The following is a 19,283-nucleotide window of genomic DNA, read 5'->3' as shown; positions in this document are numbered from 1 at the left end:
TCCGATTACTGCTTCGGCGCGCCGGCGGGCGCGGCGGCCGGCTTGGCCGGCGCGGCGCCCTTCTCGGTCGCGTCCACCGGCATGCCCGGGCCGATCTTCTGCAAGCCTTCGACGATGACCTTGTCGCCGGCCTTCAGACCGCTTTCGACCAGCCACTTGTCGCCGATGGCCTGACTGACCTGCAGCTCGCGCGGTTCGACCTCGCCCTTGGCGTTGACCACCATCGCGGTGGCGTTGCCCTTGGGATCGCGCGAGATGCCCTGCTGCGGAACCAGGATCGCGTTGCTGCGCACACCGGTACCGACCAAGGCGCGCACGTACATGCCCGGCATCAGGATGTTGTCGGGATTGGGCACCACCACGCGCAGCAGGAAGCTGCCGGTGCCTTCATCGACGGTGACTTCGGAGAACGCCAGCTTGCCTTCCAGCGGATACTTGCTGCCGTCTTCCAGCAGGATCGTCACCGGCGTGCTCGCCTCGGTCAGCGTGCCCGCGGCGATCTGCTTGCGCAGCGCCAGCAACTCCGCGCTCGACTGAGTGATGTCGACGTGCACCGGATCGAGCTGCTGCACCACCGCCAGCGCATCGGCCTGATTGGCGGTGACCAGCGCACCGGCGGTAACCGCCGACTTGCCGATGCGGCCGCTGATCGGCGAAGAGATGCGCGCGCGGCCCAAGATCACGCTGGCGCTCTGCACCGCCGCACGGCCCGAGCTCACATCGGCCTGCGATTGCTTGAGCGTCGCGACCGCGGTCTCATCGTCCTGCTTGCTGACCGCATCGATCTTGACCAGATCGGCCGAACGCTTGGCATTGAGCCGCGCCGAATTCAACGCCGCCTCGCCACGCGCGAGCGTGGCCTTGGCGGTTTCCAGATCGGCGGCGTAAGTCTTGTCGTCGAGCTGATACAGCGGCTGCCCGGCCTTGACCAGACCGCCCTCGGTGAACAATCGCTTCTCGACGATGCCGTTGACCTGCGGCCGCACCTCGGCGATCAGCGAAGCGCTGGTCCGGCCGGGCAATTCGCGGGTCAGGGTGATGGTCTCGGGCTTGAGGGTCACGACCGTGACCTGGCCCTTCATACCGCCAGGGCCGCCGGGGCCGCCTTGTTCGCCCCCGCCTCCGCAGGCCGCCAGGGCCAGCGAGAGCACGGAAACAGTGAGAATTGCCTTATAGGACAGTGACTTGCGCGACGGCATGGGGGAGCCTCAGGTCGTTGTTGCGGCCGGGATGGACCGCGGGCGTATCGTAGAATGAACGATCATTCTCTTTTTTGAGGTGGGCGAAGTCAACCTGCCGAAAGGCGGGGGTTGGGGCCCTTGGGCATGGTCTATGTAGGTCTGTGCATCTGGCGTTAAGCCTGGATGCTTGGCTGGACGGGCCTGTCTGGCCTTGGTCGGGGTGGATCTGGGGCGTCCGCTACACGGAAGGACTGGCCACCATGCCGCTTCGCGCCAGTCAGACTGACCTCGGACTTCTAACCTTTCTATAAAGACCTATAGGCTCTTTATAGAAAACAGATATGAAGTCACCGACTGCCCCCCAGATCGTCATTCCCGCGAGCGCGGGAATCCAGTGCCTTTCATGCGAGAACGCCTGAAGTCGTCGCATGACAAACGCTAACGATGCGATGCGGCATCGACCTTAGACGATCCGAAGAAGCGACATTTTTCCAGCAATCAAACAATGCGACGACTCCTGCATCGTTTTCGTCTTTGTCTGATTGACACTTGAATATCGAAGCCGCAATCTTCGCCACGGAGCGTAAGAACTCCTTGTACAGCGGCACCACCTCCGAAAACCCGGTGGTTTTTTTGCGCCCAAAATTTGGGCGCAAGTTCGGCGCGTCTCAACGTCGGGAGGGCGGCTAATACAACACCCGCAAGGGGAATACGCCCGCCGTCTGTACACGGTTCTTAACCTCCCGACATCCCGCCTGCGACATCGCGCAGCGCGGGCCGACAATCCATGGAGAGGAGTGCCGCTATGTCCCGCAAGAACCCGTCTGCCGCGTTCGCGAACAACGTTTTGCTACCCGTTGATGCCTATCTGGATTTGAAGGCATTTCACGACGAATTGGTCGGCATTGCCCATACCATCGATCCCTCGGATCCAACTAACTCGTCCGTCCGGAAGCACGAGCAATCGCGACGCCGCGCCTTAGCCCGAGTATTTCGTTTGTGGGCCGGGCAGATCGAACGCACGCTTACCTCCATACATCAGCCCTAAGTTCACGATGGCCGCCGCCTTAGTCGGCAGCGGCCTGTCGTTCTCGGCACCCGGCCGTTGCCGCGCCCGAGCCGTCTCCAACTGCACGGCCAGATGCAAGTGGTTGCTCATCACGGCGTAGGCATGAATGTCAATAGCGAAGCACTCCGCCAGCAACATCAACCGCTAGCCCTTACGATGCTCGAAGGACCGATCTGTGTAGTGATCGACCCCACACAGAAACTCCCGGGACACGCAACGCTCTACGCAATGAAACGTACCGGACTGGCCGGGCGGGATCAGCGAAGAGCGGGACTGCGTCATGGCGCCAGCTTCTCTGATTTGCCGAGCTCACACACGGGAAATCTGATCTTGGGGCCGGGCTAATGCGGGATGGTGGTTGTCCTCTGCTTCCCTGGAAGCTGCTACCGGCTTTGGCTAAGGCTTTTCAACGTAGACGTTGATGGTCAGTTTGATTCCTATGGCCACGAGCTGACTTAGCAGATGAGGAGCCAATGAAAACCCAGAATCCCCTGTCGCAAACCAACCAACAAAGTACTCGAGACGCCCCCCTGTTTGATTGATTTCGTTCAAGAATGGTTCTTTGTCCTTCAACGTCGAATTGAACGCTTCCAACGTTTGCTCGAAGGGTTCGTCCGTTGCTACAAGTTCGTAGGTCCAGAATGACTCCTTCCTTATGCCGGGAAGCACTTCGCCTTTTGGCGTCAATTTCTGATCACCAGACGTATAACAAAATTTTGGAATGAGTCCAAGTTCTTTGCTTATGCGCCCACTCGCAATGCTTGGGTGTGTGATTCGGAGTGAAATCCTGTATCGAGCAGAGTTAATCATGGGATATAACTTTCGTAAGGTCCTTGGTCACTGGCCTTTCCATCTTCGTTTATCCAAACGTGCCCATCCGGACTAATGCCGACCCAATCCTGTGCACCTGCATTTATCCCATCTTTAACGCTGTGTAAATCCTCCTTGCTTAAGCCGATCTTATCAATTGGCTTTGTTCCAGTCGGGCAATCGTTGGGCCTTTGTTCCCTACTGGGCTTTGCTTTTTCCCTGCCAGGTTTTGCGTACATTCGCCCACAGGCACCGGGCCCCATTTGCTCGCAAGGGGCGACTCCGAGTGACGGGGAATACAGCAATAACACGGCGCCTGTCGTATATGCGGCAGCAGTCGCCCCGCCGGCGACTAAGGCTTGCGCCGCTAGCGCCAACTCCCGGCCGGTTGGAAAGATGAAGCCGCGAGTGGGCAAAGTCGGGCTGGGGGCGATAGCAGACGCTAGACCAAGTGCGTCAACGCTGCTGAGCGGCGAGCTACCGACGTATGCGAATGTGTTCAACCCACCTTTCAAGCCAATCGGGTCGCTCTGTACATATCGCCCTATGGCTGGCTCATAGTCACGGAAGTAGTTGTAGCTCAATCCTGTGCTTGAGTCGTGAAGCTGTCCAGGGAATCGCATGTTGAATACGAACGCGGTACTGTCCAGGTCAGGATCTTGATTCGGCGGGGTACTGCCAAACACCTCACTCTTGGCATCCCAAGTCCAGATAGCGACGTTGCGCACCGGATCGATCACCGAGCGAGGCGTGTTCAAGTGATCAGGCTGCACGTACGCAAGTGACTGGTTCGACTCTGCGCCTGCAAGCAGGCCCACCGGTGCATCGCCCAGCCAAATCGCCTGCTGGATCGTGGCGCCAGTGCTGTCGTAATCACCAATCCACTGGCCTGCTTCGTTGTAGAGCGTATGCGTCGTGACAGGGCCGCTGTCACCGGTGATCGATGCGACGCGCTCACCGATGGCGTTGTAGCGGTAACCGGTCTTCAAGACGCCATTTAGCTTGACTTGCTTCATCCGATCGCTGGCGTTGTAGACAAACTCTTTCGCGGTGCCGCCTATGCTTGTGGTATTACCGACCGTGTCGTAACCGCGACCAACCGCGCCGATACGGCTCAGACGATGACTGGTGTCCGTGTAGTTATAAATTTCAGTGATGCCAGCGCGCAGCAGACTGGTGCGATTGCCAGTCTTATCGTATCCGTAGGTTTCCAGTGCGGTATTGCTCGCGCCGTCACGGGTGACCGTCAAGCGACCCACTGAGTCGTAGTCGTACTTGACTTGGATCGCACTGTTCTGGCCATCCTTAAGCTCGATCAAGTTGCCGACGGCATTGTAGCCATAGCCCAACGATAGGCCGCCGCTGGCCGGATCGAACACGGTCTTTGGACGGTAGTCGAGGTCATAGCTGCGACTCAAAATGCGGCCGTTGCCGTACGTCCAGGCTGCCACTGGACCGAACGGCTCGTAGGCCGCGTTGTTGAGCAGCACGGTCCGCGCGCCGCCGGCTTGCCTCACCCCGATTTCGGCGATTCGGCCCTGGATGTCGCGGACGTAGTCGACTACGGCGCCATCAGGGTAGGTCATTGAGCGGAGCTTTCCGCCCAGGGTGTAGGAGTAGAGCAAAGTAAAGCTCTTTCCGCCCACGGCCTGTACTTTACGCGTCACTTGGCCGAAACGGTCGTAGCAATACTTCAGCTCGGTCCCGTCGGTGCGCATCGCGGTGACGCGACCAATCGCGAAGGTTTCACCGGCAGTGCAGACGCTGTTGACGGTGTCGTAGTCGTACTCCACGTCGGCCGGGCCGCTGGCGGTGTAGGACACGGTCTTCGGGCGGTTCAACGCGTCGTAGGTGTAGCTGTGCGGGACCGGGTCGTTGGCGTCTTTCTTGGTCGCAACCAGGCCGGCGGCGTTGTAGGTGTAGTCGGTGATGCCGGTGTCCGGGCTCTCCAACTGCACTTGGTCGCCGAAACCGTTGTAGCGGTAGTGCGTGTTCAAGCGCTTGGGGTCGGTGACCTTGGTGATCTGGTCGAGCGCGTTGTACTCGTAGTTGGTTTCGACGTTGAGCCCGCCGACGTCCTGCAGCGTGCGGCTGAGGCGGCCGAGCGGGTCGTGGTCTTGGTCGGTGATGCGGCCGAGCGCGTCGGTGGTGCGGTCTTGGTTGCCGTCGGCGTCGTAACGCAGCGTGGTGGGATTGCCCGCGGCGTCCTTGACGATGTGCAGTTGGCTCAGCTGGTTGTAGACGCGCGACAAGGTGCGCTTGAGCGTGCCGCTGGCGGTCTTGGTGTCTTCTTTCTCGCGGTTGCCGTCGGCATCCAAGGTGTAATGGATGGTGTTGCCGGCGTTATCCGCGATGTCGGTCAAGCGGTTGGCCACATCGTAGGCATACGTGGTGAACGACCCGTCAGGCAGCGTTACCTTCTTTACTTGCCCGGTCGGCCAGTACTCCAGCTTGGTGATGCGGTCATCGGCTTCAGTCGCGTCATTGCTGCCACGCTGCTTCGTCGCCAACAGGCGACCGCGATCGTCGTACTCGGAATCGGTCGTGACTTGGTTCGCGTCGCGCACCGACAGCACTCGCCCGGAGGCGTCATAGCGAAGTATTTCCGTGGCGCGTCCGAGCGCATCCAGCGACTTCCACAAATCACCCTTGCGGTAAGCGCAGCCCGCTCCGGCCGTCGCGCATGCCGGATCGTCGGACGGGTAGTAAACATACTGAGTGATGTCGGCGACATCGGTTCTCGGGCCATCCACCGACTTCAGGCGACCCACCACAGGGCAAGCGCCCGCGGATACGTCTGCCGTTTCGCAATAGGTATTGGTGGTAACCCGATTGGTTTGGGTGGCCGGATCGGTCTGAGTGCTGGTCAGAACCTGAGCGCGAGCGTTGTAGACGATGCTTTGCTGGGATACCAATGCGTTGGAAGCGTCGTAGACCTTGCGGCCGACAACCTCGTTGAAATTCGTATGCCAGTCGGTCTGAGTCGAGCGGGTGAACGCCGTGGTCGCGCCGGCCTCGGTCAGCCCTTCGACTCGGCTAGTTTCCTGCAGCGCGTTGTAGCCGTAATTGGTACGCGAGCGATCGGCATCCACGCTGCTGGTCAGCCACATCCAGTTGTAAGTACGGGATATGCGCTGGGGCAGAGAGCCATCGGTGCTCGTTACCAGTATTTCGGCGGGCTTGCGGAATGGGGTTTCGACGAACCCGTACTTCTTCTTCGCGCCCTTGGGCAGGGTTACCTCGACGCTGCCGTCGTCTTTGTAATCGGAAGTCACCTTGCCGATGCCGGGGGCATACTCGCTGAGGGTCACGCGTCCGTAGCGGCCATAGTTGTAGGTCGCTATCCGCTTGCCGCTCTCGTCGATAACGCCGGTCATGTAATCGGGGAAGTCCGCGGGATCGCATTGTGCGACAGTGGCGCTCAGCCCGTCCCGGCACAGCCGATTCGGCTCGGCATAAAGATAGCTGCGCCCTTGTTCGCCCGATCCCAGCGGGAAGGATGCGCCGATCATGCGGGCGCTTGTGTCATAGCCATACTCGGCCAAGACGGTCGCGCCGTTCTTGATTCGGCTGATGACCGTCTCGATCTTGTAATCGTCGGCACTCGGACCGGTCGAGACTTTTACTTCGCCGTACTCGAAGTTGAGGGTGCGTCCGGAGTCGCTGACCACTTTGGTCAGTTTATCCAGCGCCGCGCAGGTGCCTGCGGTGAATTCCGGGGCTGAACAATACTTGAGGTCGTAGCTTCTGGCGCCCTGGTCGATTCGAATCAGCTTTCCATTCTCGGCAAACCTGAGTTGCTTGCCGCCACCCAAGGAAATCCGCCAACGCCCGGAAATCGCCGCCACATCATCCTGCTCGCGATACATGACTATGCTGGGGCGGCTGGTCGATTTGAAGGCATTCCCGCCAACCGAGTGAAACTCTTCGTAGTAGCCGTCGCTGCGCACCCAGGTGCGCAGGCAGGTGTCTCCGCCGCAACTGGATCGGTTGATGATCCAATCCGAGAACGTATGCGCCCAGTTGCCACCCATGCCCGATAGGGTCGGAATGTCGCGAATAGAGTTGTAGGCGCGTGCGAAACTCAGCCCGTCCCATTGGAAGTCGGTTTCACGGTATTCCTTGTTGCCCGTGGCCGCCACGCAAGGGTTGCCGTTCTTGGTGCAGGAGTCGTACTGCCTGGAATGAACGCTGATGTAGCCATCTTTCTCATTGAAGCAGACCAGCGGCCAGACTCCTCCACGAACAGAAGAATCGCCGTAGAAATACTGCGGGCACATGTAGTAGTCGGTGCGCCGAACTGTGTCGAAGTATGTCTGGTTGCCCGATGTCGCAACGAACTCACGACCGCCTTGGCCACCGGGCAGCGGGGAGGTCATCCATGCTGCGACGAAGCTTCTACCCGTTGCCGTATCAATACCTGTCCCAGTCCACGAGGTAGGAGGCATCGGTGCGTATTCGCCGCGATAGCTGCCAGACCATTCCGGCCCATAGGGCCATGTAGTCAACAAGCGAGCCTTCAGGGTTTCCTCGTCGGGGCAGCCGTTACTAGTCACCGATGAAATCGGCACCCGCGTACCGCAGTCGACCGTGCCCCAGCTACCAGCGCCGTTTACTGTCGTGCTCCAGTACCAACTGCCGAACAAACGATCGGGTGCCCGGCGCGGCACTCTGTAGTAAATCGTGAAATTGCCGTTTTCCGATTGACTGGGGCTTGTAGGAACGAGCAACGACCGGCCAACGGCGGGCGTTGGCTCCTGTTTTAGAAAATTCTCTGCCGCCTTCAGAGTATCGAAGCAGCGATTGATCGGTTCTGGCGCGTCAACATTCTGCGTGCAGTACTCGATCTTCTGTTCCTCTGCAAAGCCCGTAAAGGACCAGACAACGGCCAACACGGTTGTCAGCGCCTTCATCCACAAGCCCGCTCGGGCCGAACGCTTATTGGGCCTAACTTGCTCGGCGGCGCGACTGCCGCTTTCTAAGACGCCCTGGACTGTGCTCGCCATCGCCATACCCCTACTCCATTGGCCTTATCAAGATCTCGGCTCCCGGAGGATATGCGCCTTCCATGAGCACTGAGTGTCGAGATCATAGCCGAGAAATCGCGGCATCAGTTCGAGGCAAGTCAAGCGCAGCTCCCGGCTTTTGTACGGCAATTGTAAAGATGGCATGCCTAGGACATTTTCAATGGGGCATCTCGGCACATCACCTCGCTTAACCATACGGGTTGTACGTATACGCTGCAGTTAACCCCTCCGGCACGCGAAAATAGTTCGCAATCAACGCGGCCGGATCCGTAGCCAACATCCCCCGCCCTTGCCAATCGTTGCCACACGACCGCACGGATGAGATTCAGATCAACGTAGGCCATGACGGCCAGCACTGCGCGGTCGTCGCAAAGGACTTGCACCTTGTATCGCTCCCCCTCAGAAACACCCCTTGAAATCGTCCTCGGCATTGGCTGCGCGAGCGATCGGCTCCGCCAGACAGCGCATCAACCACGACAGATCACCGAGACGGGCGCGAACAGCCAACATGCGGGTTGCGTCGGCCATGAGCTCATCGCGTTTGCGCTCGCGGGCAGCGGCCGTGCCTTCCCGAAACGGAAACGGGCGCGCCCAGCGTGCAGCCACCTCGGCATCCGACCCTTGCCGTACCCGAGCTGGCTCCAACTGCACGACCAGATGCAGGTGGTTGCCCATTACGGCGTAAGTGTGGATGGCAATAGCGAAGCACTCGCGAGCAACATCAGCCGCTGTTCGACCCAGCCCTTAAGATGCTCGAAGGACCGGCCTGTGTAGTGATCGATTCCACACAGGAACGCTCGGTGTACGCAACGCCCTACGCAATGGAACGTACCGGCCTGAGCATGACTGCGTCATGGCGGCAGCTTCACTGAATTTTCCGAACTCACACAGCCGGGAAAATCTGATCTTGGGGTAAAGCCAACGCGGAATAGTTGGTGTCCTCTACTTCTCCGCTACTTCTCCGCCCGGCTTAGTGTTCATCGACGATTCGAATCGATTTCATCATCCAGCGCGACACCTTGCAATTCCAAACTGAGCCCTGCCCACTCCCGAACATCCTGCTCTGCGTCGTGATACAAGTTCTGAAGAGCAGTTATCACCTCATTAGAACGACTCACACGCCCTAACGCCGTCGCTGCACTAGCGCGAACTTCGGGTGATAAATCTCCACCTGCTTTTACGATGGCATCAACCGCCTCGTTAGCCCTAGAGTGCCCTAGTGAAGAGACGGCCGCCGCGCGAACATCCACGCAGTCGTCCGTGGCAAGAGCGACTAACAGGGGAATCGACTGCTCCCGAAATGGTCGCTCAGGGGTTCCCAACTGACCCAGCGTAAAAGCCGATATTTCACGCACGTACTCTCGGATGTCAAAAGAAGACCGCGACATAAGTTCATACGTCGATACATCCCCTCGAACCTGAAGCTCACGAGCCACTGCAGTTCGTACCAAAGGGTTTTCATCGAAAACAATCGCATGCAACGCTTCGACGGAGTAAAGCCGAAGCGCTTGAAATAAAAGAGTACCTAGCACTCCACTCTCACTGTCGTCATCGACAATCATGTCAAAGCCCTTTCGATTTCCCGCCTTTTGTGTGCCTGGACCCCTTACACCCCCAAGCCTTTGCAGTTTCCCTCACTTGATCCGCACGATAACGAGCAGCATTCGCCTTCAGCCACTCACAACGCTCCGGAGGAGGGCAATTATTAAGGCGTGCGGCACTAGCAACCGCATTGTAATCTGCGGCCACCTGGGTATCGACTTTGTTTCCGCGAGCTGCCAACTGAACTAAAGACTCAACGCCATCTAGAATCTCAATCGAGTAGTTATTGTAAGTAACATAACCAATCAACAATCCGCCAGCTCCCGCCGCAACGCACGAAGGACAGGAGGCAGCCCCTCGGACCAACGTTCCGCCACCAGCAGCTGAGATTGAATTAAGCAAACCTCCCCAACGAGCCGCCTGACCCAAGCTTGCGGCATATGAGACTTCGTCTGGAGTGATCGCCGCTGCGGCGAGGCCATGACGATCAAACCACATCAGCGGAGAACTATTGGCATATGAATATGTAGACAACCCACCCGAAAGGCCTATAGGGTCGGATTGAAGATAGCGCCCGGAACTAGTGTCGTAATCGCGAAAATAGTTGTAGCTGAGCCCAGTCAAGGCATCAAAACTCTGCCCAGGAAACCGAAGATTGAAAACAAACGATGCGCCGTCCATATCCGGATCTTGATTCGGTGGATTATTTCCGAATGCCTCGCTCGTTGCACCCCAAGACCACACAGCAACATTGCGAACAGGATCGATTATGGATCGCGGCGAACCCAATGGATCAGGCTGTATGTATTTTACTGATTGCCCCCCCGCTCCGACCAGCAAACCGACGGGCACTTCACCCATCCAGACCACCTGCTGAATCGGTAATCCAGCACTATCGTAATCACCTGCCCACAATCCTTTTTCATCATAAAGGGTGTAATTTTTTACTAAACCAGAACCCTCATTGATGACCGCAACCTTTTCGCCCGTGACGTTATAGCGATAATTCATTTTTGCAACGCCGCCCAGCTTAACCAGTCTGATCTGATCATTGGCGTTGTACACAAACTCCTTCGCAATAGCACCAATACTTGTGGTATTGCCAACAGCATCGTAACCACGAGCAAATCCCGCGGCGCTTGTCAGGCGGTGACTATCCGCCGGGTAGCTGTAAGTGTCCGTCGTGCCCGCCCGCAGCAGACTGGTCCGGTTGCCAGTGCCGTCGTAGCCATACGTCTCCAACGCCGCCCCGGTCGGCCCATCGCGGGTGACGGTCAACCGGCCCAAACTGTCGTAGTCGTACCTGGCCAACGTCGCGCTTTGCAAACCATCTTTAAGCACCACCAGCTCGCCGACTTCGTTGTAGCCGTAGTGCAACGACAGTCCACCCGACGACGGATCGTAAATGCTCTTAGCGCGATAATCCTGATCGTAGGTACGGGCCAGCGTGCGGCCATTACCATAAGTCCAACCGGCCACCGGGCCGAAGGGTTCGTACGTTGCGCCAGTCAGCAACACCGTGCGCACCCCACCCGCCGGCGTCACCCCCACTTCCTTGACCCGCCCCTGGCCATCGCGCACGTAATCCGCGACAGCCCCATCGGGATAAGTCACCGCACTCAGCTGCCCACCCAAGGTGTACGCATAACGCAGCGTCAGGCTCTTGCCGTCGACCGTCTGCACCTTTCGCGTCACTTGGCCGAAGCGGTCGTAGCAATACTTCAGCTCGGTGCCGTCGGTGCGCATCGCGGTGACGCGGCCGATCGCGAAGGTTTCACCGGCAGTGCAGACGCTGTTGACGGTGTCGTAGTCGTACTCCACGTCGGCCGGGCCGCTGGCGGTGTAGGACACGGTCTTCGGGCGGTTCAACGCGTCGTAGGTGTAGCTGTGCGGGACCGGGTCGTTGGCGTCTTTCTTGGTCGCAACCAGGCCGGCGGCGTTGTAGGTGTAGTCGGTGATGCCGGTGTCCGGGCTCTCCAACTGCACTTGGTCGCCGAAACCGTTGTAGCGGTAGTGCGTGTTCAAGCGCTTGGGGTCGGTGACCTTGGTGATCTGGTCGAGCGCGTTGTACTCGTAGTTGGTTTCCACGTTGAGGCCGCCGACGTCCTGCAGCGTGCGGCTGAGGCGGCCGAGCGGGTCGTGGTCTTGATCGGTGATGCGGCCGAGCGCGTCGGTGGTGCGGTCTTGGTTGCCGTCGGCGTCGTAGCGCAGCGTGGTGGGATTGCCCGAGGCGTCCTTGACGACGTGCAGTTGGCTCAGTTGGTTGTAGACGCGCGACAAGGTGCGCTTGAGCGTGCCGCTAGCGGTCTTGGTGTCTTCTTTCTCGCGGTTTCCGTCGGCATCCAAGGTGTAATGGATGGTGTTGCCGGCGTTGTCGACGATGTCGGTCAGGCGGTTGTCGCCATCGTAGGTGTAGGTGGTGAATACGCCGTCGGGCAGCGTGACCTTCTTGACCGTGCCGGTGGGCCAGTACTCCATCTTGGTGATGCGGTCGTCGGTCTCTACCGCATCGTTGGCGCCGCGGACCTTGGTCGCGGTCATGCGCCCGCGCGGATCGTACTCGTAATTGGTGAGGACGCCATTGACGTCGAGGGTACTCAACGCTCGGCCTGCGTAGTCGTACCGCAGAACCTCGGTCACGATCTGACCTGCGGCGTTGGTGACGGTCCACAGATCGCCCTTGCGGTACGAGCAGGTGGCCGGCGAGGTGGCGCAGGAAGCTTCGTCGCCTGCGTAGTACTTATATGTAGTGACATCGCTGACGTCGGTGCGAGGGCCATCCACCGATTTGACCAAGCCCACCACTGGGCAGTTGCTGGCTGGTGCAGCGACGTCCGCTTGCTCACAGTAGGACGTGGTCACCAAGCGAACTTGGTTGGTAACCGGGTCGATCTTGGATTCGGTCTGCACTTGGCCGCGAAGGTTGTAAGTCCAGGCGTCTTTGCTCACGACCGCATCGGCTGCGTTGTAAATGCGCCGCTCGATCGGCCGATTCAGCGTCGCATGCCAATCCGTGCTGGTCTTCCTGGTCTGTGGCGTGGCGTTGCCGGCTGCGGTCAACGCCTCGACCCGGTTGACCAGATGAAAGTCGTCGTATTCAAAATTGGTGCGGTTGCCCAGCCCCGAGGTCGAGCTGGTCATGCGGGTATCGGAGTAGGTGTACGTAGTCGCCCCCGAGATCGATCCGTCGGTGGCGACATCCTGCTGGCTCAGTGCTTGGCGAACCTCATTGGCATCGAACTCGAACTTGCGGGTGGCGCCCCCGGGCAACGTTGCTTCCACCTTGCCATCGGGCAGGTAATTCAGGGTGACTCGGCCAACTCCGCCCGCGTGCTCGCTGGACGTCGCTCGTCCATGACCATCGTAGGTGTAGTGCGCGAACAACGCTCCGTTTTCGTTCAGTACGGAGGTCAGGTGATACGGGAAGTCGACTGGATCGCAACCGGGAACGCTCGCGCCGCTCGCGGTTTTGCACAAGTTCGCAGGCTCAGCATAGGCGTAGCTGCGCCCCTGATTCAGCGCCTGATCGCCCAATGCCGCATGAATCAGCCTTCCGAAGTCGTCGTACTCGTAACTGGCGACAACTACGCCGTCGGCGCTGATGCTGGTGATCAGCGATAACGGCGAAGTGATCTCAGGGTCGGAGCCTATACGAGCCGCTTTAACGGTATACGCGAACCGCAAGGTGCGGCCCGTTGCGCTGGCGACTTGGTACAGCGTCCCAACCGGCGAATCGCAGAGACGATTCTTGAGGGCATCGCCGGTACAATAAGAAAGCGCATAAGCTCTCGTACCATCCTCGATTCGAATCAGATTGCCGCTATCGTTGAAACGCAGTACCCGACCCGACGCCTGCACAAGCCGCCAGCGGCCGTCAACCGCGGCAGTGGCGTCGGACTCTCGATAGAGAATCGAGCCAACGGTATTTTTCGAGCGATAAAGGCCACCGGGCGTCTTTACGAAGGTTTCGTAGTAACCGTCGCTTCGCTGCCAGTAGGCATCCGCCCACTCGTACCTCGGTGCGCGTAAACGGTCGGAGAATGTATGCGCCCAGTTGTCGTCCATTCCCGAAAGCAGAGTCATATCGCGTATGGAGTTGTACGCGCGAGCGAACTCGATGCCATCCCAACTGAAATCCGTCTCGCGGTATTCCTTGTTCCCGGTTGACGCTACGCAGGGATTGCCAACGGCACCAGATCTCGTTTTACATGCGCTGTTCTGATGGGAGATCTTGGTGATTTCCCCTCTTTCATAGTTTGCGCAAATATTGGGCCAGGGATTATCCGAGGTTTCATACGATGCGCGCCCTTCGGCGGTGTAAGGCGCCCGGCATTGGTAAAAGCCGCGCTTCCTTACCGGCATGATTATCTCACCATATGTTCTGGTGATGACGATCTTACGATCCTGATCCTGGGGCAACAGGTTCCGCACAACGTACGCGTACGACAAACCGGTACTTTCATCTCTGGAGTGGTTGTACCAATAGGGCGGCGGGTCGCTGATGTATTGCCCGATAAATCGAGAGCTCGCCGGGCCGTCATTGAAATAGGTATTGATCAGTCCGGTTGCGAGCGCCTGCTCGCTCAAGCAACCACGAATCGCCTGACCCGGGATGATATTGGTCACGCCGCAATCGTAGGGAAAACTACCCTCGGCCTCGTGCAAATCGCCTAAATGCCGATCATAGTGAACGCTTTTGACCGCGTAACGAAAAACATGATTCTTTCCGACATCGGCCGTCGCATTAACCCTGACAAGAAGGCGCCTGCCCACAGCCGGTGAAGGCTCGGTGCGCAGATAGCCTTCAGCTTTATGAAGCGCATCGAAGCAACGAGTGCTGGGGCTGATGTGATGGTTGGTAGTGCAGAACTGATCCTTAGCGACTTCAGGACCAGCGGCCACCACGCGGCCGGACAGAAGCAGAAGACAGGCGGCGGCGAGTGCGCCGCGCAAGAGGTTTGTGAAGTCCATTTACCGGCCTCAAATGAATACGTTTGCGCGAATGATGGTGCATGCAGGGTTACATTGCGAGCAGAACAGCCTGCCCGCAACCCCTACTAGTACGAATGTAGCGCCCATTGGTCGCTTCGACCGCGACAACGACAGGCTCGGTGTGGCTGTTAGCGATACGGGTTGTAGGTGTAGGCCGCGCTGACCACCTCCGGCACACGAAAGTAGTTCGCGATCAACCCAACCGGATCCGTAGCCAACATCCCCCGCCCCGGCCCATCATTGCTATCGTCCCACCCCCACGGCGCATTCGCCGCATTGGTGCTGCACCCAATCGCCCCACTCCCGCAGCCGCCGCTCTTATCGCCGGCAAAGCTCCCGTAACCCGCGAACAACCAACTGTTGTTGCGCTGCTCCCACATCCCACCCGCTTCGAAAATATCGACCAGCTTGTACTTGACGTCGCGATCGTCGGGACCCGAAGGAACTTCCGCGGTAGTGAGCGAGGGGTAATAGATCACGCCATCGCCTTTGATGTCGTAAGCCGGCCAGGCCTTGAGGCCGTGGCCTTTGGCTTCCTGTGCGGTGACCGGATGCGGGGCGCCGTTATAGGTCAGGAACGACAAGCTGCCGTCGATGTTCTCCGCGTTCGCCGTCCAGTTGCTGCCGGCGGGAAGGTAAGAGAAGAAGTCGGTATGGGCGACGGTGACGGCAGCCTTCAAGGTGCCGTAGGTGCTGCCGTCGCGGGCGATGGCGAACAACACGCCTTCGGCGTCGTTCTCGTGTTCGGTGTCGAAGAACGAGTCGGTCCAGTCGCGCGGGTGGAAGAACAGGTAGGTGATGAACCAGTGGGTGCTGGTTTCGACCACGGAGTAGTAGCCGTGCGCGGCGAGCGGGTACTCGGCCTGGCCGGCGCGGTCCCAGTTGTTGCGGGCGTCGAGGTCGCCGTCGAAGTCGTAGCGGGCGATGTAGTCGGCGGCGCCGCCGAGGGCGTGGCTGCCGGTTTGGTCGACGTCTTGGTAATGCACCGGTGCCCAGCGCAACGCTAGCGCGGCGCGGTCGGCGGCCGATTGCGCGGATAAGCCGGCGGCGTTGGCTTGGGTTGCGAATGCGGCGGCGGCGAGGCAGCCGGCGGCAAGGCCGGTGCGCGTTGCGCGGGCGAAAGCGTGGCGGGCGTTCATCGGGCACCTCTGGCGTTGGCGAAAGCCGCAGGATGCGAGCGGCTTTGTGGCAACGGTATGGCAGCGGTGTCGGTGCGAATGCGCTTGGGTGCGCGGATCGGTGAATCTGTGACGCGGGCGCGTGTCGTGGCGCGGGCGCGGGATGCTTGCGGGGAGGCTTGGGCTGCTCTGCGGCGGCGCGCGCGGCGAAAAAGAAGGCTGGCGGGCGGGGGCCGGGCTGGCAATGAGGGTCGCGATCCGCTTGGTCGCGGCGCGCATGCTACGGATTGGGGGGAATCAAGACAAGGCTTGGTGGCCGATCGGTGAAGCTTGAGGCGATGGCTTTTAGTGTCGGTCGCCGACAGCGTCGCTGTTGGCTAGAAGATCAAGATCAAAATGGATTCCGGCTTTCGCCGGAATGACGGCCTGGGGAGTTTCGCGGTTTTTGCGGGGGGCTCTTCGTCGGAGTGTCGGGCGATGCGATGCGGAGACAACAGCCGCGGCTCGGCAGTTACCGAGCCGCGGCGATTCTCGATCAGCCCGCGTTCTGGGCGACGCCGGCGATCTGCCGCAACGCCGCCTCGAACTGTTCGACCGGCTGCCCGCCCTGAATCAGGTGACGGTCGTTGATGATGACCGACGGCACCGCGCGGATGCCCTGGCTTTGATAGAACTGTTCCTGCGCGCGCACGGCGTCGGCGTATTCGTCCGAGGCCAGCAAGGCCTTGGCGCGTTCGCCGTCCAGACCGGCTTCGGCGGCGACAGCGGCCAATGCGTCGCGCGAGGAAATGTCGCGGCCGTCGGTGAAATACGCCTTCAGCAACGCGTGCTTGAGGGTGCGTTCCTGCTCGGCGCCTTGCACACCGGCCCAATGCAGCAGCCGGTGCGCATCGAAGGTGTTGTAGATCCGGTCGCGCGCGTTGAACTGGAAGCCGACCGCGGCGCCACGCTGGCGCAAGGCTTCGCGGTTCTGCGCGAGTTGCTCCGCGCCCAGGCCGTACTTGTGCGCGAGGTGTTCGTCGATGTTCTCGCCTTCCGGCGCCATCTGCGGGTTGAGTTCGAACGGTTGGAAGTGCAGTTCGATCTCGACCTCATCGCCGATCCGCGCGATCGCTTGTTCCAGCGAGTTCAGGCCGACCGCGCACCACGGGCAGACCACGTCGGAGACGAAGTCGATCTTGACCCGCGGGGTGGTCGGGGCGGAGGACTGATTCATGGGGCGGCTCGGCTTTCTGCAAGAAGAACCGACAACGTAGGGCCGGGCCGCAGGCGCCTCAAGCCACGCAGCGCCGCGCCAGCGGATCGGTGCGTTCCACCGGCGACCGGGGCTTGGACCGAACCGCCTGTCGCCGGTCCGGGGTCGGTCGCCAGCCCCATCGGGAACCCAAAAACTGATGACGCAGTCACGAAAACCGTAGCAGAATGGCCCCGGCAGCCGGGGCCCGCGCGATCGGGGCGGCCGCCGTCTGCACCTTCTGTCCGCTTCCCGGCGGACGCACATCGCACAGGGGATCACATGGAAACGATTTACCCGGCCGGACCTGCGTCCGTGCCTGCGCAATTGACTGCACCCAGTGCCGCCTATCGGCGCCACGCATGGCTGGCCATGGCCGGTTTGCTGGCGTTCGTGGCGATCTACTTCGCTTTGCTCGGTTGGTTCGGTTGGACCGCGTTCCGTTTGTTCGCCAGCATCGTGCGCGGCAACAGCGACAACGTGTTGCTCGCCGCGGGCGCCAGCGCCTGCGCGGCGTTCTTGTGCGTGTTTATGGCCAAGGCGCTGATCTTCAACAAGCGCGGCAGCAAGGACGCGCACGACATGGAGCTCAAGCCGGCCGAACAGCCGGAGTTGTTCGCGTTCCTGCACCGTCTGGCCGATGAGGCCGGGGCGCCGCGTCCGCATCGGGTGTTCCTGTCGCCGCGGGTCAACGCCGGCGTGTTCTACGACTTGTCGCTGGCCAACCTGATCGTGCCGTCGAAGAAGAACCTGGAAATCGGCCTGGCCTTGGTCAACGCGCTCAATCTGGGCGAGTTCAAGGCGGTGCTGGCGCACGAGTTCGGCCACTTCGCCCAGCGCACCATGGCGGTCGGACGTTGGGTGTACATCGCCCAGCAGATCGCCGCGCACATCATCGCCAAGCGCGATGCCTTCGACGATTTCCTCAGCGGCTTGTCGCGCTTCGATCTGCGCGTGGCCTGGATCGGCTGGCTGCTGTCGCTGGTGGTGTGGTCGATCCGCTCGCTGGTGGAGATCGTGTTCCGGGTGGTGATCCTGGCCCAGCGCGCGTTGTCGCGGGAAATGGAGTATCAGGCCGACCTGGTCGCGGCATCGCTGACCGGCAGCGACGCGCTGGTGCACGCGCTGCACCGCCTGGGCGCGGCCGACGATGCCTGGGACCGCACCCTGAGCTTCGCCAACCGCGAGTACGCCACAAGCGGCCGGTACTGGATCTGTTCGCGATCCAGACGCGGATCATCGAGAACCTGCGCACGGTGTTCGCCGACGCCGAATACGGCGAGCCGCCGCAGCTGCCCGCGAACGATCGCGACCGCCACCGCGTCTTCCGCAACGAACTGGCCCAGCCGCCGCAGATGTGGTCGACCCATCCGGCCAACAGCGACCGCGAATCCAACATCAAGCGCGTCTATATCGCTTGCGAGATCGATCCGCGTCCGGCCGTTTCGCTGCTGCGCGACGCCGACGCGCTGAAGCAGCGCATGTCGCGCGAGATGATCGACACCGCCAATCCGCTGCCGCCGGTTCCGACCGAAGAATCCTTGCAGCATCTGCAGAACGACTACGCCGATCTGGCCCTGGACCGCCGTTTCCGCGGCACTTACCTGGGCCGCTCGATCGTGCGCGAAATCGATCAGCCCACCGAGCTGTACCGCGAGGTCCCGGCCAGCGCCGACCTGGGCGCGCACCTGGCCGATCTGTACCCGGAATCGCACGGCCAGAGCCTGGAGCGGTTGCGCGAACTGGAATCCGAACGCGCGACCCTGGAAGCGATGCGCCAAGGCCATCTGCGCGCGCCCGGCGGAATGCTGCGCTGGCGCGGCAGCGAGCTGCCCGCCAAGTCGCTGCCGAAGATCATCGATGAACTGGACGCGGAACTGCAGCCGTTGCGCGAAAGCGTGCGCGAGCACGACCGCCGCTGCCGCAGCGTGCACCTGGCCGCGGCCCGCGCGCTCGGCGGCCCGTGGGAAGAATGGCTGCGCGGGCAGTTGGCGGTGTTGCATTACGCCGATCACAGCTGCGCCAACGTGCAAGACGCCAATGCGTTGCTGGTCAACACCTACCAGGTGGTGACCGCCGACCGGCGGGTGTCCTCCGGCGAACTCAACCGTCTGGTGCGGGTGGCCAACGAGTTGCACGCGGTGCTGCGCGAACTGCACGAACACGCGGCTCAGGTGAAGTTGGACCGACGCATCGCCGAGAAACTCGGCGCCGCCGATTGGGCCGAGGCGATGGGCGAGTTCTCGTTGCCGCCGGCCAGCAAAGACAACATCAACCAGTGGCTCGGCGCGATCGACAACTGGGTGCGCG

Annotated in this window: 10 protein-coding genes; 2 read left to right on the top strand and 8 right to left on the bottom strand. The window is 60.6% G+C overall.

All coding sequences use genetic code 11. The features are described from left to right. Positions 1-5: 5 nt before the first annotated feature. Positions 6-1,181, bottom strand: coding sequence for an efflux RND transporter periplasmic adaptor subunit (locus V7787_RS31100; protein ID WP_442965342.1), 1,176 nt, complete (start codon positions 1,179-1,181; stop codon positions 6-8). Between the two features lie 805 nt (positions 1,182-1,986). Between V7787_RS31100 and V7787_RS31095 the strand changes: the two genes are divergently transcribed. Beyond that, on the top strand, positions 1,987-2,229 hold the full coding sequence (locus tag V7787_RS31095) for an XAC0095 family protein (RefSeq protein ID WP_336091254.1): 243 nt from the start codon (positions 1,987-1,989) through the stop codon (positions 2,227-2,229). Between the two features lie 417 nt (positions 2,230-2,646). Here V7787_RS31095 and V7787_RS31090 read toward each other — a convergent pair whose 3' ends face one another. The 7 genes from V7787_RS31090 to V7787_RS31060 form a co-directional block, all read right to left on the bottom strand. After that, complete coding sequence (locus V7787_RS31090) at positions 2,647-3,060, bottom strand: DUF4279 domain-containing protein (protein WP_336091252.1); 414 nt, start codon at positions 3,058-3,060, stop codon at positions 2,647-2,649. Continuing rightward, positions 3,057-8,072: an RHS repeat-associated core domain-containing protein gene (locus tag V7787_RS31085; protein ID WP_336091250.1), complete on the bottom strand. Its 5,016-nt coding sequence runs from the start codon at positions 8,070-8,072 to the stop codon at positions 3,057-3,059. The genes V7787_RS31090 and V7787_RS31085 overlap by 4 nt, the downstream gene beginning before the upstream one ends. 414 nt (positions 8,073-8,486) lie before the next feature. After that, on the bottom strand, positions 8,487-8,762 hold the full coding sequence (locus tag V7787_RS31080; RefSeq protein ID WP_336091249.1) for a hypothetical protein: 276 nt from the start codon (positions 8,760-8,762) through the stop codon (positions 8,487-8,489). A gap of 302 nt (positions 8,763-9,064) precedes the next feature. Continuing rightward, on the bottom strand, positions 9,065-9,649 hold the full coding sequence (locus V7787_RS31075; RefSeq protein WP_336091247.1) for a HEAT repeat domain-containing protein: 585 nt from the start codon (positions 9,647-9,649) through the stop codon (positions 9,065-9,067). A gap of 1 nt (position 9,650) precedes the next feature. Further along, the gene (locus V7787_RS31070) at positions 9,651-14,600 is read right to left on the bottom strand and encodes an RHS repeat-associated core domain-containing protein (RefSeq protein WP_336091245.1); all 4,950 of its coding nucleotides are present in this window, start codon (positions 14,598-14,600) and stop codon (positions 9,651-9,653) included. Between the two features lie 149 nt (positions 14,601-14,749). Continuing rightward, complete coding sequence (locus tag V7787_RS31065) at positions 14,750-16,018, bottom strand: hypothetical protein (RefSeq protein ID WP_336091243.1); 1,269 nt, start codon at positions 16,016-16,018, stop codon at positions 14,750-14,752. A gap of 256 nt (positions 16,019-16,274) precedes the next feature. Beyond that, entirely contained in the window at positions 16,275-16,955 is a 681-nt protein-coding gene (locus V7787_RS31060) for a DsbA family oxidoreductase (protein ID WP_336091242.1), read from the bottom strand. Between the two features lie 333 nt (positions 16,956-17,288). On the opposite strand from V7787_RS31060, the gene V7787_RS31055 reads away from it, so the two are divergent. Next, positions 17,289-18,446: a M48 family metallopeptidase gene (locus V7787_RS31055; protein ID WP_336091240.1), complete on the top strand. Its 1,158-nt coding sequence runs from the start codon at positions 17,289-17,291 to the stop codon at positions 18,444-18,446. The last annotated feature ends 837 nt before the right edge of the window (positions 18,447-19,283 follow it).

The organism is Pseudomonas sp. CGJS7, from assembly GCF_036961695.1.
The sequence above is the reverse complement of the archived record's forward strand: the minus strand, read 5'-3'. Positions and strand labels throughout refer to the sequence as shown.